Origin of the sequence: Paenibacillus pabuli, assembly GCF_039831995.1 — a bacterium.
In the GTDB taxonomy this organism is placed as follows: Bacteria; Bacillota; Bacilli; order Paenibacillales; family Paenibacillaceae; genus Paenibacillus; species Paenibacillus pabuli_C.
Map to the genome: position 1 here is coordinate 208810 of NZ_JBDOIO010000001.1, position 15055 is coordinate 223864.

Sequence of the window (15055 nt, forward strand, 5' to 3'; positions counted from 1 at the left end):
GGTCAGTCTTGATATAGTTTTGAGATTGGCCTAATTTTTTACTTAAATCTTCCGTTAGGAGGTAAATGACATGTACGAAGAAGAAACAATTATCTACAAAGGTAAACCTTTCCACTATTACTGTAAATTAGTTTTCACTAAATACTTAATCACTGGTCGAAGAATCAGTATTGACACTGGTATTTTTAATGTAAATACCGAAGAAATAAGGCTACATCGCGTAAACGATATATCTGTGTCCGCTTCCATGATCCAGCGAATGTTTGGTAGAGGTAGTGTCACAATTTACTCTAATGACATCACCTGTCCTACGGTTACTATTCGAGATATACCTAATTATAAAGAAGTAGCTCGAGTCCTCAGTGATTGGGTAGAGTATGCAAAGGCAACTTATAGATCAAATGAGATCATCACCAGTGTTAACCAGAGCCAGCATGAATATGTACCTGGTTATTAAGATAATTAATCCTCAGCAAACGCTGGGGATTTTTTATTTATTTCCCTCACATATCTATATTGATGCGTAATAATTAGGTATAAGGTTAAAACTAAAAAGTAATTAATGTAGCGTTTCGCTAATTATCATAGTTGCTGAGCAGACAGGTAGGTGAACTAGTGGAATTTACGAACGGACAAAAGGAAGCATTTAGCGGTTTAAAAGATTGGTGGAAGCGATTATATAAGCAGATATATGTGATAAATGGGTATGCGGGGGTAGGAAAGACTACTATTGTCAAGTACTTCCTTGAGGATATTGGGATCGAACCTCATCAATATCGAATCATGACGCTATCTGGTAAAGCTTCACTTGTGCTAACCAATAAAGGTACTCCTGCTAAGACTATGCATAGTGAAATGTACTATCTCGAGGTCACTGATGAAAGGTTACCTAGTGGTAGAATTGTGGAAACACAGCGTTTTATCTTTAACCCTAATGCTATGGACGGTGTGCTATTACTTATAATTGACGAAATCTCGATGGTTAACATGAACTTAATCCGTGATGCGCTTTCTTATGGTATCCCTATTATTGTTCTAGGAGATCGAATGCAGTTGCCTCCTATTGGGGAAGATAATGGACTTTTGGCAAATCCAGATGTAAACTTGACTGAGATCACACGTCAAGCACTGGATAACCCAATTATTTACCTATCTATGTTAGCTAGACAGAAAAAGTGGATACAACCGGGAGTTTATAAGGATAAAAAGGGAGTATCTCGTGTAGCTGTAATTCCGGCGTATAACGGAATAAACGACATAACAGATCGAATGTTACTTAATAGTGATCAGATAATTTGCGGATATAACAAGACACGGAAAGATATTAATGCACGTGCAAGGCAGTTAAAAGGACATATTGGAAATCTTCCAGTTATCGGAGATAAAATGATATGTACAAAGAATAACTGGGATATGGTAATAGATAAAACACCGCTAATCAATGGTTTAATAGGATATGCCACATCAGAAGCATATGATATCGATAAAATTGAGAGAACTTTCAAGATTAAGTTCCGACCTGAATTCTCGGATCGATTAACAGGTAAAGAAATCAAAATAGATTTACAGAATTTCGAGAATTTCGAGATACCTTTAATTAAGCGGTCTAAGATTAACCAATTTGATTTCGGTGATGCAATCACATGTCATAAATCTCAGGGTAGTGAGTACGATAAAGTTGTACTTTATGAGGAAGTACTTAGTATCGAAGATCATCACCGTTGGGCATATACTGGACTCACACGTGCACGTTCAGGATTAATCTACTTTCAAAGAACATCATAAGGGGAGATAATAATGGAACTTAAGTTTAAAAATACCGAATGTCCTTTGGTTTTTGTGGAATGGGTAATAAAAAACCTGAAAATCAGTTTCAGTCGTGATAATATTATTCAGGCGTGCGAATTGAATATTCGGGATCATCCGGAACACGAACAACTCTTCAGGAACTTCATTGAAGAAATGTATTATTTCTCACATAATCGGGTTTATGTCTATTATCACAATATGCGGGTACGTATGCTAAAAGAGTCTCAATAATATAACTACATCTGATGCACCTATCTATTTATGTTCGCAGATAATAATGATATAGAGAAATAAATTAATATATCTTAAAGCTGAATAGAAGGTGAACGTCTTGAGGTACTTTGTTATAATCAATGCTAGTCTAAGTCCATTTATTCTCGGTATGACATTCATGTATTTACTACTAGGTAATAATACCGCTATTGATCTTAATCTTTTCCAGATCGAACCTTGGGTCGTATCTCGAATTTTGATAAGTACGGGTATCGTATACTTTATTATGACTGTAGCGCAGCTTGTAGCTCTGGAGTTAGGATATTACCCTGTAAATGAAAAAGTAATACAAAAAAAGTTTGAGTCTTGGGAGGTAAAGGCTGCATGATCATTATTTGCGGTTACTGTCAGTATGATACTGTCCCAGGGCGTAATGCCGCTGATTGCATCAAAGAAGTTGAACGTGCTGGCGGGTACTATAACGAGGAAGCAGATAATAAATGTCCTCAATGTGCAGAACCCCGTCTCGAACTTATGGAACACTAAGTAAAACCCTAATCTCAATGGTTAGGGTTTTCTTTTTGCTTAATAATTTAAATAGTCCTTAATTTGTCCTTTTAATTAAGTAATATATAAAGATAGATACGTGTAATACTGAAATTGATAAGGGGTGAATAAATATGATGAAAGAACATGAATGTGACCCGCAAAAAGAACTCGATATCGAAATAAGTTATATATCAGAGTATGGGGTTTGGTGCGTATCGCCCGCAGGTACACTTGGACGAGGTACCTACCCTATTAAATACTGTCCTGCATGTGGGGCAGAGTTAGCTGATACTAATTAAAATACGAACGGGTGATTTAATTGAACGACGAACTATTTTTCGAAGCACATGCAGAAAATTTACGAAGACAGTTACGTATAGACCCAGAAATTTTCTGGGGTAACGAAGCTATTTATATAGTCAAAGATATCAATGGAAATTTAGCAAAGGGAATTTACATATGGGAGAACGATATTGACCTGGTAGCAGTACGTGAAGTCAAAAGTATCGGTACACTTGCTCACGAGATGCGTCACGCCTGGCAGTATAAATATAGAAACGAGAACAATTTTGAGTTCGAGATTCCTCAGACAGGTTTTATTAAAAGACTGCTACAACGAATTAAATATAAACATAACTACTCCTTCGACAAAAGAGAGTTGGATGCTAATAAATTCGCGGCAAACTATTGTAAATCAGTAGGACTTTTCAACGAATCTAAACGAATGAAAAATAACATTGTAAGCAATAACATTGCATCAGGTCTTATGATTTCATCGTATGTCATGTTATTAGTCTTAGGATGTGTAATATATAATTTTGTAATGACAGTTTAGCTGGATTAGAGTCCTATATAATAATCCCATATAAGTCCAAATAAATATATTATTTATAAAGATATATTTAATTAGGCAATTAAATAGAATTGCAGGGGGAATTTTGAGTGTCAGAATTTACGAATAATCTTGGACGGGATTCAGCTGAAGCATTAATTATGAGTGAGAAACTCATTCAACGTGTTTTGCGGTATTCGCGACTGGTAAAGGTCAATGCACCTGACGTCATTTTGGCCAATGAAATGGCTATGATTCAGGAAGTACTTCATGCTGAATATGCTCGAATTGGATATAATAATCACAACAATGATTCTGTTGTTTCCCTTGATGATGTGATGAATGGCGAGATTGCTGAAGAATTACGCAGTAAGTATAAAGGGTATTACGCTGAAATGGGTAGCGAAGAGTTGATTAAGGAGTATCTAGGTTCATTGCACTCTAGCTGTTTAAGTATGGTTGAGGACCGTGGAGAGTACCTATTACGTACGCTTACTGAAACCTTTCTGGAGGAAGGTAATACACAACCTGCACCGAAAGTTAAACCTTCCACGAGTAAAAAAGATGTTAAGCTTGGTGGCGATAATGTACTTGCTTTTCCTGGAAATAAAAGTCCTGTTGAATAACAGGGCTTTATCTTTATGTCCATCGGTAAATCTTGACTGATTGGGGCATTTCTGGTATAATGGTATATTGAGAAAGATTAGTTTTAGGTAATGCAATGTTAATAGTGTTCACTTTTAAATGCTTTCTCACAATAAACTCGTACTTTAAAAGCTAAATTAAGTCCAATATATTAAGTTCTTGGACTCTCCATTGAGATTAGTGAAGTTCTAATACATGCAGAAAAATACGAGATATACCGTTAAAATCTCAGAATTTACTCAGATAACAAAAAACACTTACTTTGAAGGTTCCCACATACTCTGTTTTATCCACATATACATAAATTCCGCACTTACCGCTAATCACCTAATCTCTTTAACTACCAATACATAATTTCTGCCTATAACTAATTTATCGGAGGTCATCTATGGTATCTGTTTATGAAATCAGGAACAACTTAATGAACTACAAAATAGTCCACTTTCCTTTACATGATGTTCATTTCTTGGGTGAGCATAAACTCTACAATACATATGGTGAGGATGTTGGGCACGCTATTCTGTTCAGCGGATTCGAGAATGACCATTTCGTCTTGTTGTGTGATACTGATGTGGTGTTTGTACAACCCAACCATGTCAGTTGGACTAAAGGTAATGAGAAACATACGATTGAGGTCGGTTCTGTTGTAACTCACGATGATAAACCTTTCGAATGGTACTATTCACCTGACGATTCGATTATCAAATTATTCAACTAAACAATTAAAGGTGGTTATTTCATGTCTAAAATTGACGCACTCGATTATTTGGAATCATTAACTCCCTATCAGATTAACTATATCCTTGCTAAAATTGGGATGGGATATGATGTAGCACCGACTGAAATTGAGGGTCGAGGTGTCATTATTGTGGGACAGAACGCGCTACAAGTATTTAACCCCCTTGATGAAATGTCTGATGCATTTGCACTGGTTCAGACTTTTGGTATTGTGGTAATTCCACAATCTACTGATGATGGTGGATTTAACTGGTATGCAATGGATATTGACCATGTTAGTTATCGGGGTTCTGAGGTAGCGATTGCGGAAGGTTATGATTCATCTTATTCTGACGAAACTTATCAGGTAGCTGTTACCAACTGTGCTTTACTTTCATTGTATAACCGTGGATTGATTGAGATTGAGGTCTAGTCAGATAGAAACAGCTTATATTTGATAGATCGCTACGAGGTGCATAGAATGGCAACTATTGGATTCTGGCTAAATTTAATTTTTATCTCACTTATCGGGGTCTTCATGTTAATTTACTTTTACGTGAAATTCACCGATATTTTTGTTTATCGACCTCTGATGCTGAGAATTTATAAGAAAGGTTTCAGCTATTTTGATGGACTTGCTGAGGATGAAGTCTCTAGATATTGGTCGATGATGTATGACAAGAGTGTACAACCTGATAATATTATTGTGGCAAAGAATATGTTGGTCTCTAGGGCTAAGGAATACTGTGACCAACACGGATTAATTTAACAATCTTCAAGGATAACAAACTAAGGAGTGAACGTGTTGCTCAAGTTTAGCGACGAGTTCGGGTATGACATCTCATCAGATCCCTACAACACTGGAAAACAACAATACCCACGATACATGGTCATCATTAGCGAAGACTTAAATGTCGGATACTATGAGCGACAGTACGCTATAGACTGGCACAAATTCCTATGGAAACAAGGTGTGAAATCGAGAATTTTAGATTTAACTAGTTATGATTGGAAAGACAATCCTTTCGAGATTGAGTTGTAATTAGTGCATGAAATCAGTAAACAGGATCAATACATCAGCTGCAGCAATAAGTATTAGTAAATGAAAGGAGATTTCACATGACAAGAGTCTCTTATGCTTATTGTACACACAGTGATACTGGTGGGTATAAATGGTTCGGTGGTAGTCCTATTAATGTTAAAGGTCATTCTATGTCGAAACCTGTTGAGATTTTACAGGTACATGTACAGGAAATAGCCGAAGATTACCAGTTACCTGAAGGGGTCCAAGATTATTATGCTTATTGGGACAACTCATTGCAGGAGTACAAATTTATTTACACATCATACAAAGGTTTAGCTTTATTTTCTTTTGACTTTTTTAAGAGTGCGATTGATTCCGGTGAAGGTTGTATCTGTCGGGTACACGTCACTGAGGTATCGAATGAGGGGGTATATTAATGTATAGTAATGAGGTAATGTTTGCGGTGCGTCAGGCTCTGGGTGCAGATAGTCCACATGACGAAAGTTATGATGTACGAATTTTCGAGATGGCACCGAGTGATGTGTTTAATTATTATTTGCAATGGAATGGTATTATCGGATACACAGATACAATTTTGCGTGTAGTTGATGATATCTATGATACTCAGATTTCAGGCTGATACTAAACTACGGGAAGTTGGAAAATTTGATGTTCATTAATGACCAAGATCGACACGAATCATTTACGCAAACTTTAAATGATGCTTCAGGACTGATATTCATCTCCGGCATCAGTATGGGGAACATTTTCAAATACTCACTTGATTTGATCGAAGATAAATTGAAAGCTGGGGCCCAAATTAGATTTTTGATGGCAGATTATCGTTGGGTCGCTAATAATATTGAGATGTTTCGGTGGCTGAATACTGATGCAGAGCGGAAAGCTTTTATTGACGAATGTTACGATTCTACTGCACTTTTACTTAGGTTGGCAAATACGTATGATAAGGTCAGTTACGCAGTATATACTGAACCTATCCCATATATTATGACAGGATACATTAATAATTCGCAACAATTCCGTGAGGTTCAAGTAGAAGTTGTGGATTATTTCCCTGGTAATCAGCAACTTCGGATGTTAATTAATGATTCTAACGACCCCTATTATTTTGATTTGATTTATAGTAAATTCGTCACTTATTTCAATCACTACTACGTAGACGAAAGATAATTGGAGGTTAATAGTATGTTTGTAAGAATACTCGTAGAGACCGACAAGCACCCTGATGGAATTTACCATTATGTACTACTTTCAAACAGGGACGCACTAATGGAAATTATTAATTACCCTTCAACAAAAATAATCGCTACTGAACTCTACAGCGGACGCACTGATGCCGAAGGGCGATCAATCTACGCGGGTGATGTTGTCATACAACTTGAAAATGGACTTGCACTTGAGGATTGTGAGCAACATATCGTCAGACTAGATGTTGATGGTTGGTTCCCTTTCAATAGATGGACCGGACATTACTCAGGGACAACAAACGGAGAAGTTTACAAATACCTTAAGGTATTAAACGCCGTAGAACTGGCAGCTTATGCAAAATAATATTCACTATACATTCACCTTCACATGTTACAGTGCCGAGTATGACCTCTTGGATATCGAACAGATTCCATTTGAGGCTTTTCCAGAGGGTAATCATCTAGAGGTAGCGCACATTGCAGCACAGCAGAAACTCTCTGAAATAATGAGCAGACGACCTGAGGTATATACCATCGAGTATCAGGTAATGGAACTTAAATTTAGCGACACAATTACTAGATTGGGGTGAGTAATAGTGCTAAGGCTATTTGCAAATGAGAATATCGACTACTACAAAAACCGCCCAATACTCCGCCACAGGAGTTTGGGTTTTCTTGTAAAGTTGGCACTTAGTGAGTACGATAGCAATGAACTATGCTATGGGTATCACTTCGGAGAATTCCTTATATCCACTTATGAAGGGGAGCATGTTTCACGTATCAAATTCGGATTACCTGATTTAATTGAAATTGATACTGAGACAGCTAAACATCGTCAGCATATTAAGGACTATGAGGATTTTGGGTATACTTGTTCCGAGATAGTAACTATAGCATCGGAATTAACTGTAGATACCTTATATTTTACAAATAACGGCGGGGTAATTAGTCTTTATCGTTGAGGTGTGGGTTATGTTACATCAAGAGTACATCAGAGTCGGTGAAGTTTACCGAAATAACAAAACTAACTTACATCGAAAAATATATGGATTCTACCGAGATTGGCATGGTACTGAACCTGTCGAGACTCCTGAAGATGCTAATATCTTTTATCACGCTTGCGATAGCTTAGGCAATACCGAAGGTCCAATTGTCAAATGTTCATCTCATAGTTTTCAGCTTTGGGCGGATGAGTTAATTGATTCTGATGGTAAAACTCCTTTAGACCGCGCTGTAGAAAGGTATGTAGCTTATGATAATGAGGAATATGGTAACTATGGTCTAGGATATCGCAGGGGAATGAAAGATTTAGCTTTAATATTAGGTATCGATCTGGACAATTTAACGAAGAGGAGATAATACTATGAGTAAAGATTATCAGGACATTAGACCAGAGAGTTTGGTTCCGGGCAGTTTAGAGGGATTCTATAGCGGGACATTTAATATGAATGAGTATCTTGCTAAAAAGTTCGATGGTGTCGATATCGAGGGGCAGTTTACGTTCAGTGTTGGTGTGGACAAAAAAGCTACTATGCTGCGGCACGGTTCTAATTATGTTGTAGTATCCTATTTTCCTCATGGTCAAGGTCATATTCTCTCCGTAACTGATATTAAAGGTGCTGTTGAATATCTCTCTACTTTCTTTATTCACGAAGAGGATTATATTGAGCCAATAATTAGAGAAACTGCACTCCATCATGGATGGAACCTTAAATAAAATTATAAGGAGGAATTAATTTGTACGCACTCCGTAATGTTTACCGAGATAGTGATTGGATTCATTATTATAATTACTTAGCTAATGATGGTAGTATTTTGTTTAAAGGTCGGACAAATCCGGCTGAGACAGTATTCATTGCATCCGATGAATACGTATTTTCTATTGATGACCAGCCTGTTTTTATTAACGATCATGTCGAAGGTACTGACAGTGAGGGTAAAGTATCTACTTTCCTTGTGATGTTCGACCGAACACGGCAAGTAGTATTGCGTCGGCTGATGTTTGGTGATGCAGAGGAATTACCTTTAACGGATGTAACTGTGACTTCACTGAAAGGAAACTCTTACGAGACGGTATTTTAAGATGGTAAAACTATGGTATAGCAATGTACATGTTGATTGTATTGGACGTAATGAGCATAAGTTCCGTTTGATGGCAGCTTATGAAGGTTCTAATGACGTGATCGGATACATCGATTACACTCTGATTGACGATGACATGCATGTAGACTTTATCTTTGTTAATGAGGAACATCGTCTAAAAGGTATCGGACGGTCGTTATACTACCAGCTTCAGCTTGAGAATCACACCTGCCGGCTTATGGAATCTGATTTTTACACTGCTGCAGGTTTGGCGACTAAGAGATCAGCTGAAAGGGGTACGCAATGATAAAGTATACGAAGGTTAATGGTGCACATGGAGAACAATTGTTTGTGAGATATTATTTAGACCCTGGTGTTAATAACATCTTGCATGTTATTGACGAATCAGGTAAAGGAAATCAGATTTTCTCTGAATCAATGGGTCAAGTCTACTCTGAAATTCATCGAATCGAGAATATCGATCCTGATACAAGTTTTCACTGCTATAATTACACTGATAGTGGTATCGTGTATTGGAACTCTGGTTTCGAAAGTTTGGAAAATAGTCATTATATTAATGCTCCTAGTTCATTCCTGCTCGATGAGTTCAAAACTATATGTTTTGATAGACAACGTAGAAAATTCGGATTTTCCACTGCAGATCTAGATGAGAGTTCATTCTTTTTTGTTCGGTTCATTGTGGAAGCTTCCGATTATGTTGAGACTGAGGGGCAAACTGTTGTACTCGCGACTTGTACTTATGACTTTATTTCTAAATACTCCGGTTACGATAAAGAATCTATTAATTATCTCGAATCACTGGTTGGTGTGGTACTTCAGGAAGTTTACCAAGATGGAAAAATATACTACAGAGTTCCAGTTGATGCGCGCGAACTCTTCGGTGTAATCGAAGAAGAAAGAAGAACTATCAGCCACTACGATCAGTACGTCAATTCGATGAATTAGAACAAATATAATCCGGAGGTATACAGATGTTAAATAATATTGTAGCAAATCTTAATAATGGGAGAATAATTTCCTCTGACTATTACATCGATGCTATGTCATGTAGCATTTATGTAATTGACGTGCACGTTAATAACGGAGACGAGCTGTTGAAGTATGTACAAGAAGTACAGCGCGAAATCTTGCATAAAGAAAATATTCCTTATGAGAACGTGGTAAACTACAACTGGTTCTATTGTGACTATGATGGGATGACATTCTTCCATAATCATGAGATAAACGGTCCAGTTTACTTGGATTCGAGTATTGAATATTTGCCCCAATTTATGAAGGATAGTATTCTGGAGCGTCAGGTACTTTATCATGGTTTCAGTATGTTACAGCTCACTCACATGCAAAAAGACCTCCTCAGGAGCATGGTGAATGTCAAAGAGGTTAACGAGAATGCTTATAACCCACAATCACTTGTTGAATGTTCTGGATTCGATATTAATACTGCAACCCAATTGGCAGACGAACTTCACCAAATGGGAGCACTTATCAAAGGCGTTTACGCTAACCAGAATGTAATATACGGAATCAAGAGTGCTACGCTCGATATGTTTGGGTATACACGAAAAATTTAAGTGGAGGAACTACTGAATGTCTAATTTTACGGTTATACCTCTAGATAATAATAAGTATATCAATATAGATTATCATATTAATACCGATGGTAACTCTATACATGTTGTGGAAATTTACACGTCAGATGGAGAAAAGCTCATAAACTGCATCGAAGAAGTCCAGCGTGATATACTGTGTGACCTTGGATTTGATATCGATGCACTTCACAACTTTAGTTGGTATTATTATATACTTAATGGTTTGACTTATTCTCACGATTTAACAGCAAATCGACTTGTATATATTCCATCTACTGACTCGTTAATTTTGGACAGTTTGGAATATCTGATTAAATATCGGCAAACGTCATATTTCGGGTATTCGCTTCATGATTTAAATAATGTGGATACTGGAGTTATAAAGTGTGTTTTAGGTGCATTAGATTACCCTGACGGAACCAATACTAATGGGGAGTGTAGTGTGTTATTTATTGTCGAAAATACTGGATTTTCTGTTGAGAACGTAAAGAGTAGTCTAGATAATTTAGTTCAGTATAAAATACTGAACAAGTTAAATTTATCGGGATATGAATTCTACACCGCTAGCGAAAACACACGTATTCTTTTCGGGTACGAAGTATAGAAAATATATAGTCTATGGAAGGTGGAATTATCATGGAAGATTTACTTAAATTTGAAATTGGCGATGGGTATCGCACCGCTGTAAGACATTTCACAAGTATTGATAATAAGTTTCATATTCTCGATTATCACTTGGAAGGACATATCCCTGCGAGTTTTGATTTGGATTTTACGATATCTCAGATTCTGGTATGGAAAGGATTACGCCCAGCTGACCGGCACCAATATAGTGTATATTACTACGATAGAGACGGATTTGTGTCATTCTATGATACAGATCAAAATTACACTTACGTTAAATCTAACGATTTGAGTGTCGTATACGCTGATTTTGCTGACTACTGTAGCAAGGTACAGTACAACAATTTTGGGTACGCTGCCGTTTTTCTTACAGAAAAGCAGAGAAAAATTGTAGAGTATATCATCAGTTCGATGGATTACTACGCCAAGAACGGATATGGTGAAGGTTATTCTGATATCTCATTAACTGACCTTTGTCACGAAACCGGTTGGGATATGGCTACGGTAAAGGGTATCCTTGGTACTCTGATGAAGCAGGGTGCTATTGATGCTATGGATGTCAACCAAGAATACAACGTTTATTATGCATCTGAGGTTTTGCGGAAAATGTATGGACTTGACTTTTAAATTATAATGGGTGGGCGATTGATTATGAAAAACCAAATAAGGTTTAAATTTGAAACTGACGATTACCATGTACGATACTTCATCGAAGAGAATTATGTTCATTTCATTGCATCAGGTAAAAAAGTAAAAGATTTTTATCTGTTTGCATCTATAATCATCGCCCATATTTGTGATGAATGGCAGCTAAGTAAAGACAAATACTCTTGGATATTTTACTCATTAAATGGTTGTATTTACCACTTTAACGAGCCGGGTTTTATTCCGGTAATGGCGCGTGAGAGTTTTCTCCATGCACCTTTCGTTGAAATGTGTTCTGATAGATACCGGAATGAGCATGGAAATTCGATTGTCAACGATATCGATGATCAGGAATTCTCGGTATTGATGTATTTACGCCAAAGATTAGCGCTGGTTAATTCACCCGCATATTGTGGTGAAACTATTGAGAGTATTATGGAACATACAAAAATACCGTACGAAAACACAGTATTTATTTTAGGAAAACTCACAGGTCTCCGACTAACAGGGTTACATATCGATGATTTAGGTGAGTGGCACTTCAATTTATCTTATGCTGCGCGAAGACAGCTGAGCGTATAAAGAGAGACAGCTACGGAGGTAATTGTGTGGATGACAATGTAATTTATCTTAAAGATCATTATGAGTTAGCGTATAACCTAGCAATGGACAGGTACGGGAAATACGATAAACATAATGAAAGGAACTTCCATTGGGAACATGTCGAAGAATCATTGAAACAGTATTCAAATTTTAATTTCGCTTATCGTATAGATGTGGGTATCCACTACTTGTATAATGTATATCTTAGATCATATATGGATAACCGTCCTGACTATATCATGTATAGAGATTTAGAGAACCTTATTTTCAATGAATTTCTCACTGATGTATTTTCAGGAGCAAGTCGACTTGCTGAGGGATATGAAACTGTAGTTTAAATTAATTAACTCTATAACATCGCAATATAATTAAGGTGTATAAAGATTAATAAAACAAGACGAGGTGATTAATATGATGTTTACGTTTATGGAGGATGGGCAGCTGTATTCTTTATGGCAAGGTGACGAAATGGGTCAACTCGCTGAGGGTGAAGTACATCTAATCGAGGATTCTCTAACTTTTGAAAAATATATCGATGTGGTCAAATATTTTAAAAACACTGCTTATGACGACATTACTGTGTATGATCTCAGCAACGGTGTGATAATTCGGCTACAGCAGGGTAAATTCCGAGGTATGTCATCTGAGAGTAACTATGCAAAAGCTGTTATTCGGAAGTATTGGGAACCCGATCCTGATGAATTCCTAGCTAAATATGACGAACTTAGTGCTCCTGTTGAAGATTACGACGATGATCCACCTCCAAGATGTACTTTTTGCGGCGATGGTGGTTGTCCTAATTGTCGGCCAAGTTGGTTTAACTGAATTGGAGGTAAAGGTAAATGAACTGTACAGGTAATGACAAATATGGTAATGTGGTACAGAATATTTTACATCAATGTCCAAAATGTAAATCATATCATTCAAGTAATGAAATCCGCAACATGACAGAACAGGCTTTTGATTTCATTAATGGTGATATGTTCTTTGATCCACATAACTTATTCTCGTGGATATGTCCTAGTTGTCATGTTGAACTAACAACTACTGATATTTTTATTAAGACTTTTGGCGTATACGCCAATCTTTAGGAGGAACGAAAATGCGGATAATTTCTTATGGCTTTGAGCGGTGGATACAGCACAAATTAATCTTGAATTATCCGCTTATTCGTTTGAGAGACCCACGTAAAATACTTAAACTTTATCAGCAGGGAGATTTTGTATTATTCTCTGGATGGAATAAGATGGATCGTAAAGTTTTAGAGGAACTTCGAGACTCAGGGATTCCAATGTTTCCTGACGCGGACACACTTCTAAAATTTACAGATCGTAGGTACGCAACTCAGTTTCTAGATGAGCACACTTTATTCAGTGGTCAATATACGAGACATTATGATCAAGGTCGGAAAGAGATTCCGGATATTGGTTATGAGCAGTTGGTATTAAAGCTTGGTGACCATCATGTAGGTAAGGGTAAATACATAAAACAGGCTGGCGATATGATAAACTCCAGTGATTCATGGATACTTGAGCCTTTCATTAAAGGACGCAGTCTCCGAGTGTTAATACTCAAGGATAATTACTCAGTTATCGAACATGTTAATAATCAGAACTGGATCAAGAACATCGATCCTGAATCAGAAATTATCACCTTAGATTATCCCTCATCTATTGTCAAAGATGCCCTCAATATCGCAGAGAAAATGAATTCTGAATTTCTGGGAATTGATTATCAATTAGGTGAGAATAACTCAATACTACCTTTAGAAATTAACGTTTTACCCGGATGTCCTGATTCACCCTTAATAGAAAAAGGTTATTTCCACACTGTTATGTCCGCAATCAAACAACATAGTTAAAATTAAACTAGACCATCATATATGTGATGGTCTTTATTATATCAACAGGATTAAGTGGAAGAATTAATTAAGAAATTTAAACGGAGTAAGGGTGATAATCTAATGGCATACACTGACTATTCAGTTCCAGACAGTTTCGATGAACTTTTCACTGAAGGTGAGAACTCTTATCATATAAAAGATTATAGTAAAGGTATGGACATGGATAACATTGAAGCAATGGGACTATTCATTGAAAGTGTTGGTATTCCTTCCGAAGCTATAGTTGCTGACTTTGGGACTCAGGTTAAACTTGAACATGCAGATTTCGATTTTTACATTTACATCGACAGCGCTGGTATGGGAGATTTCTTCAGTCACCGTTATGATGTAAGTATTGAAATGAAGGAACAGCTATCGACATAATTTCAGCTTTGGAGGTTATTTAGTGCACATCTACGTAGTTAACAGTGTGGAAGGATCATATACTACTTTACTTACTCATCACGACAATTTCACTCAGTATGAGTTCGAGAATATGCGAGCAGCTATTCAGGTTCAGATGGGAAATTTCGTTTCTTACGGTGAACTTATCGAACAATTAATTCACCAGTATGGTTTTAAACGGGCTTCAACAATCAATGTATAATACTA

The 15055-nt window shown here is 36.8% G+C and carries 26 protein-coding genes; all 26 read left to right on the forward strand.

Translation table 11 applies throughout. From position 1 onward, the window contains the following. Nucleotides 1-70: 70 nt before the first annotated feature. Complete coding sequence (locus ABGV42_RS01460) at nt 71-457, forward strand: PH domain-containing protein (RefSeq protein WP_347380046.1); 387 nt, start codon at nt 71-73, stop codon at nt 455-457. Between the two features lie 158 nt (nt 458-615). Then, nucleotides 616-1785: an ATP-dependent DNA helicase gene (locus ABGV42_RS01465; protein ID WP_347380047.1), complete on the forward strand. Its 1170-nt coding sequence runs from the start codon at nt 616-618 to the stop codon at nt 1783-1785. Between the two features lie 12 nt (nt 1786-1797). Continuing rightward, nucleotides 1798-2040 (forward strand): hypothetical protein, encoded by a 243-nt coding sequence (locus ABGV42_RS01470; protein ID WP_347380048.1) that lies wholly within the window; start codon nt 1798-1800, stop codon nt 2038-2040. 366 nt (nt 2041-2406) lie between these two features. After that, on the forward strand, nt 2407-2568 hold the full coding sequence (locus ABGV42_RS01475) for a hypothetical protein (protein WP_347380049.1): 162 nt from the start codon (nt 2407-2409) through the stop codon (nt 2566-2568). 322 nt (nt 2569-2890) lie between these two features. After that, nucleotides 2891-3406 (forward strand): hypothetical protein, encoded by a 516-nt coding sequence (locus ABGV42_RS01480; RefSeq protein WP_347380050.1) that lies wholly within the window; start codon nt 2891-2893, stop codon nt 3404-3406. 107 nt (nt 3407-3513) lie between these two features. Beyond that, complete coding sequence (locus ABGV42_RS01485; protein WP_347380051.1) at nt 3514-4029, forward strand: hypothetical protein; 516 nt, start codon at nt 3514-3516, stop codon at nt 4027-4029. A 485-nt stretch (nt 4030-4514) separates the two neighbouring features. After that, nucleotides 4515-4766 (forward strand): hypothetical protein, encoded by a 252-nt coding sequence (locus tag ABGV42_RS01490; protein ID WP_347380052.1) that lies wholly within the window; start codon nt 4515-4517, stop codon nt 4764-4766. A 21-nt stretch (nt 4767-4787) separates the two neighbouring features. Next, on the forward strand, nt 4788-5198 hold the full coding sequence (locus ABGV42_RS01495; RefSeq protein WP_347380053.1) for a hypothetical protein: 411 nt from the start codon (nt 4788-4790) through the stop codon (nt 5196-5198). Between the two features lie 686 nt (nt 5199-5884). Next, nucleotides 5885-6226 (forward strand): hypothetical protein, encoded by a 342-nt coding sequence (locus ABGV42_RS01500; RefSeq protein WP_347380054.1) that lies wholly within the window; start codon nt 5885-5887, stop codon nt 6224-6226. Further along, the gene (locus ABGV42_RS01505; protein ID WP_347380055.1) at nt 6226-6429 is read left to right on the forward strand and encodes a hypothetical protein; all 204 of its coding nucleotides are present in this window, start codon (nt 6226-6228) and stop codon (nt 6427-6429) included. Before ABGV42_RS01500 ends, ABGV42_RS01505 begins: the two co-directional genes overlap by 1 nt. A 26-nt stretch (nt 6430-6455) precedes the next feature. Further along, a complete protein-coding gene (locus tag ABGV42_RS01510) occupies nt 6456-6980 on the forward strand; it encodes a hypothetical protein (protein ID WP_347380056.1) in 525 nt (174 codons plus the stop codon). 15 nt (nt 6981-6995) lie between these two features. Then, nucleotides 6996-7361 carry a hypothetical protein gene (locus ABGV42_RS01515; protein ID WP_347380057.1) on the forward strand — a complete coding sequence of 122 codons (366 nt, stop codon included), beginning with the start codon at nt 6996-6998 and terminating at the stop codon, nt 7359-7361. A gap of 608 nt (nt 7362-7969) precedes the next feature. Then, nucleotides 7970-8356 carry a hypothetical protein gene (locus tag ABGV42_RS01520; RefSeq protein ID WP_347380058.1) on the forward strand — a complete coding sequence of 129 codons (387 nt, stop codon included), beginning with the start codon at nt 7970-7972 and terminating at the stop codon, nt 8354-8356. A 4-nt stretch (nt 8357-8360) separates the two neighbouring features. Continuing rightward, nucleotides 8361-8714 carry a hypothetical protein gene (locus ABGV42_RS01525; RefSeq protein ID WP_347380059.1) on the forward strand — a complete coding sequence of 118 codons (354 nt, stop codon included), beginning with the start codon at nt 8361-8363 and terminating at the stop codon, nt 8712-8714. 20 nt (nt 8715-8734) lie between these two features. Beyond that, nucleotides 8735-9079, forward strand: coding sequence for a hypothetical protein (locus ABGV42_RS01530; protein WP_347380060.1), 345 nt, complete (start codon nt 8735-8737; stop codon nt 9077-9079). 1 nt (nt 9080) lies between these two features. Then, on the forward strand, nt 9081-9386 hold the full coding sequence (locus ABGV42_RS01535) for a GNAT family N-acetyltransferase (RefSeq protein ID WP_347380061.1): 306 nt from the start codon (nt 9081-9083) through the stop codon (nt 9384-9386). Further along, nucleotides 9383-10045, forward strand: a complete 663-nt coding sequence (locus ABGV42_RS01540; RefSeq protein ID WP_347380062.1) for a hypothetical protein — start codon at nt 9383-9385, stop codon at nt 10043-10045. Before ABGV42_RS01535 ends, ABGV42_RS01540 begins: the two co-directional genes overlap by 4 nt. A 26-nt stretch (nt 10046-10071) precedes the next feature. Further along, nucleotides 10072-10671: a hypothetical protein gene (locus ABGV42_RS01545; RefSeq protein ID WP_347380063.1), complete on the forward strand. Its 600-nt coding sequence runs from the start codon at nt 10072-10074 to the stop codon at nt 10669-10671. A gap of 16 nt (nt 10672-10687) precedes the next feature. Beyond that, entirely contained in the window at nt 10688-11293 is a 606-nt protein-coding gene (locus ABGV42_RS01550) for a hypothetical protein (RefSeq protein ID WP_347380064.1), read from the forward strand. Nucleotides 11294-11325: 32 nt separating this feature from the next. Next, entirely contained in the window at nt 11326-11940 is a 615-nt protein-coding gene (locus ABGV42_RS01555) for a hypothetical protein (RefSeq protein WP_347380065.1), read from the forward strand. A 24-nt stretch (nt 11941-11964) separates the two neighbouring features. Next, entirely contained in the window at nt 11965-12540 is a 576-nt protein-coding gene (locus ABGV42_RS01560; RefSeq protein WP_347380066.1) for a hypothetical protein, read from the forward strand. A gap of 26 nt (nt 12541-12566) precedes the next feature. Then, nucleotides 12567-12899, forward strand: a complete 333-nt coding sequence (locus tag ABGV42_RS01565) for a hypothetical protein (protein WP_347380067.1) — start codon at nt 12567-12569, stop codon at nt 12897-12899. A gap of 73 nt (nt 12900-12972) precedes the next feature. After that, complete coding sequence (locus ABGV42_RS01570; RefSeq protein ID WP_347380068.1) at nt 12973-13386, forward strand: hypothetical protein; 414 nt, start codon at nt 12973-12975, stop codon at nt 13384-13386. Nucleotides 13387-13663: 277 nt separating this feature from the next. Further along, entirely contained in the window at nt 13664-14422 is a 759-nt protein-coding gene (locus ABGV42_RS01575) for a hypothetical protein (RefSeq protein WP_347380069.1), read from the forward strand. A gap of 102 nt (nt 14423-14524) precedes the next feature. Further along, nucleotides 14525-14827 (forward strand): hypothetical protein, encoded by a 303-nt coding sequence (locus tag ABGV42_RS01580; RefSeq protein ID WP_347380070.1) that lies wholly within the window; start codon nt 14525-14527, stop codon nt 14825-14827. Nucleotides 14828-14849: 22 nt separating this feature from the next. Next, the gene (locus tag ABGV42_RS01585) at nt 14850-15050 is read left to right on the forward strand and encodes a hypothetical protein (RefSeq protein ID WP_347380071.1); all 201 of its coding nucleotides are present in this window, start codon (nt 14850-14852) and stop codon (nt 15048-15050) included. The last annotated feature ends 5 nt before the right edge of the window (nt 15051-15055 follow it).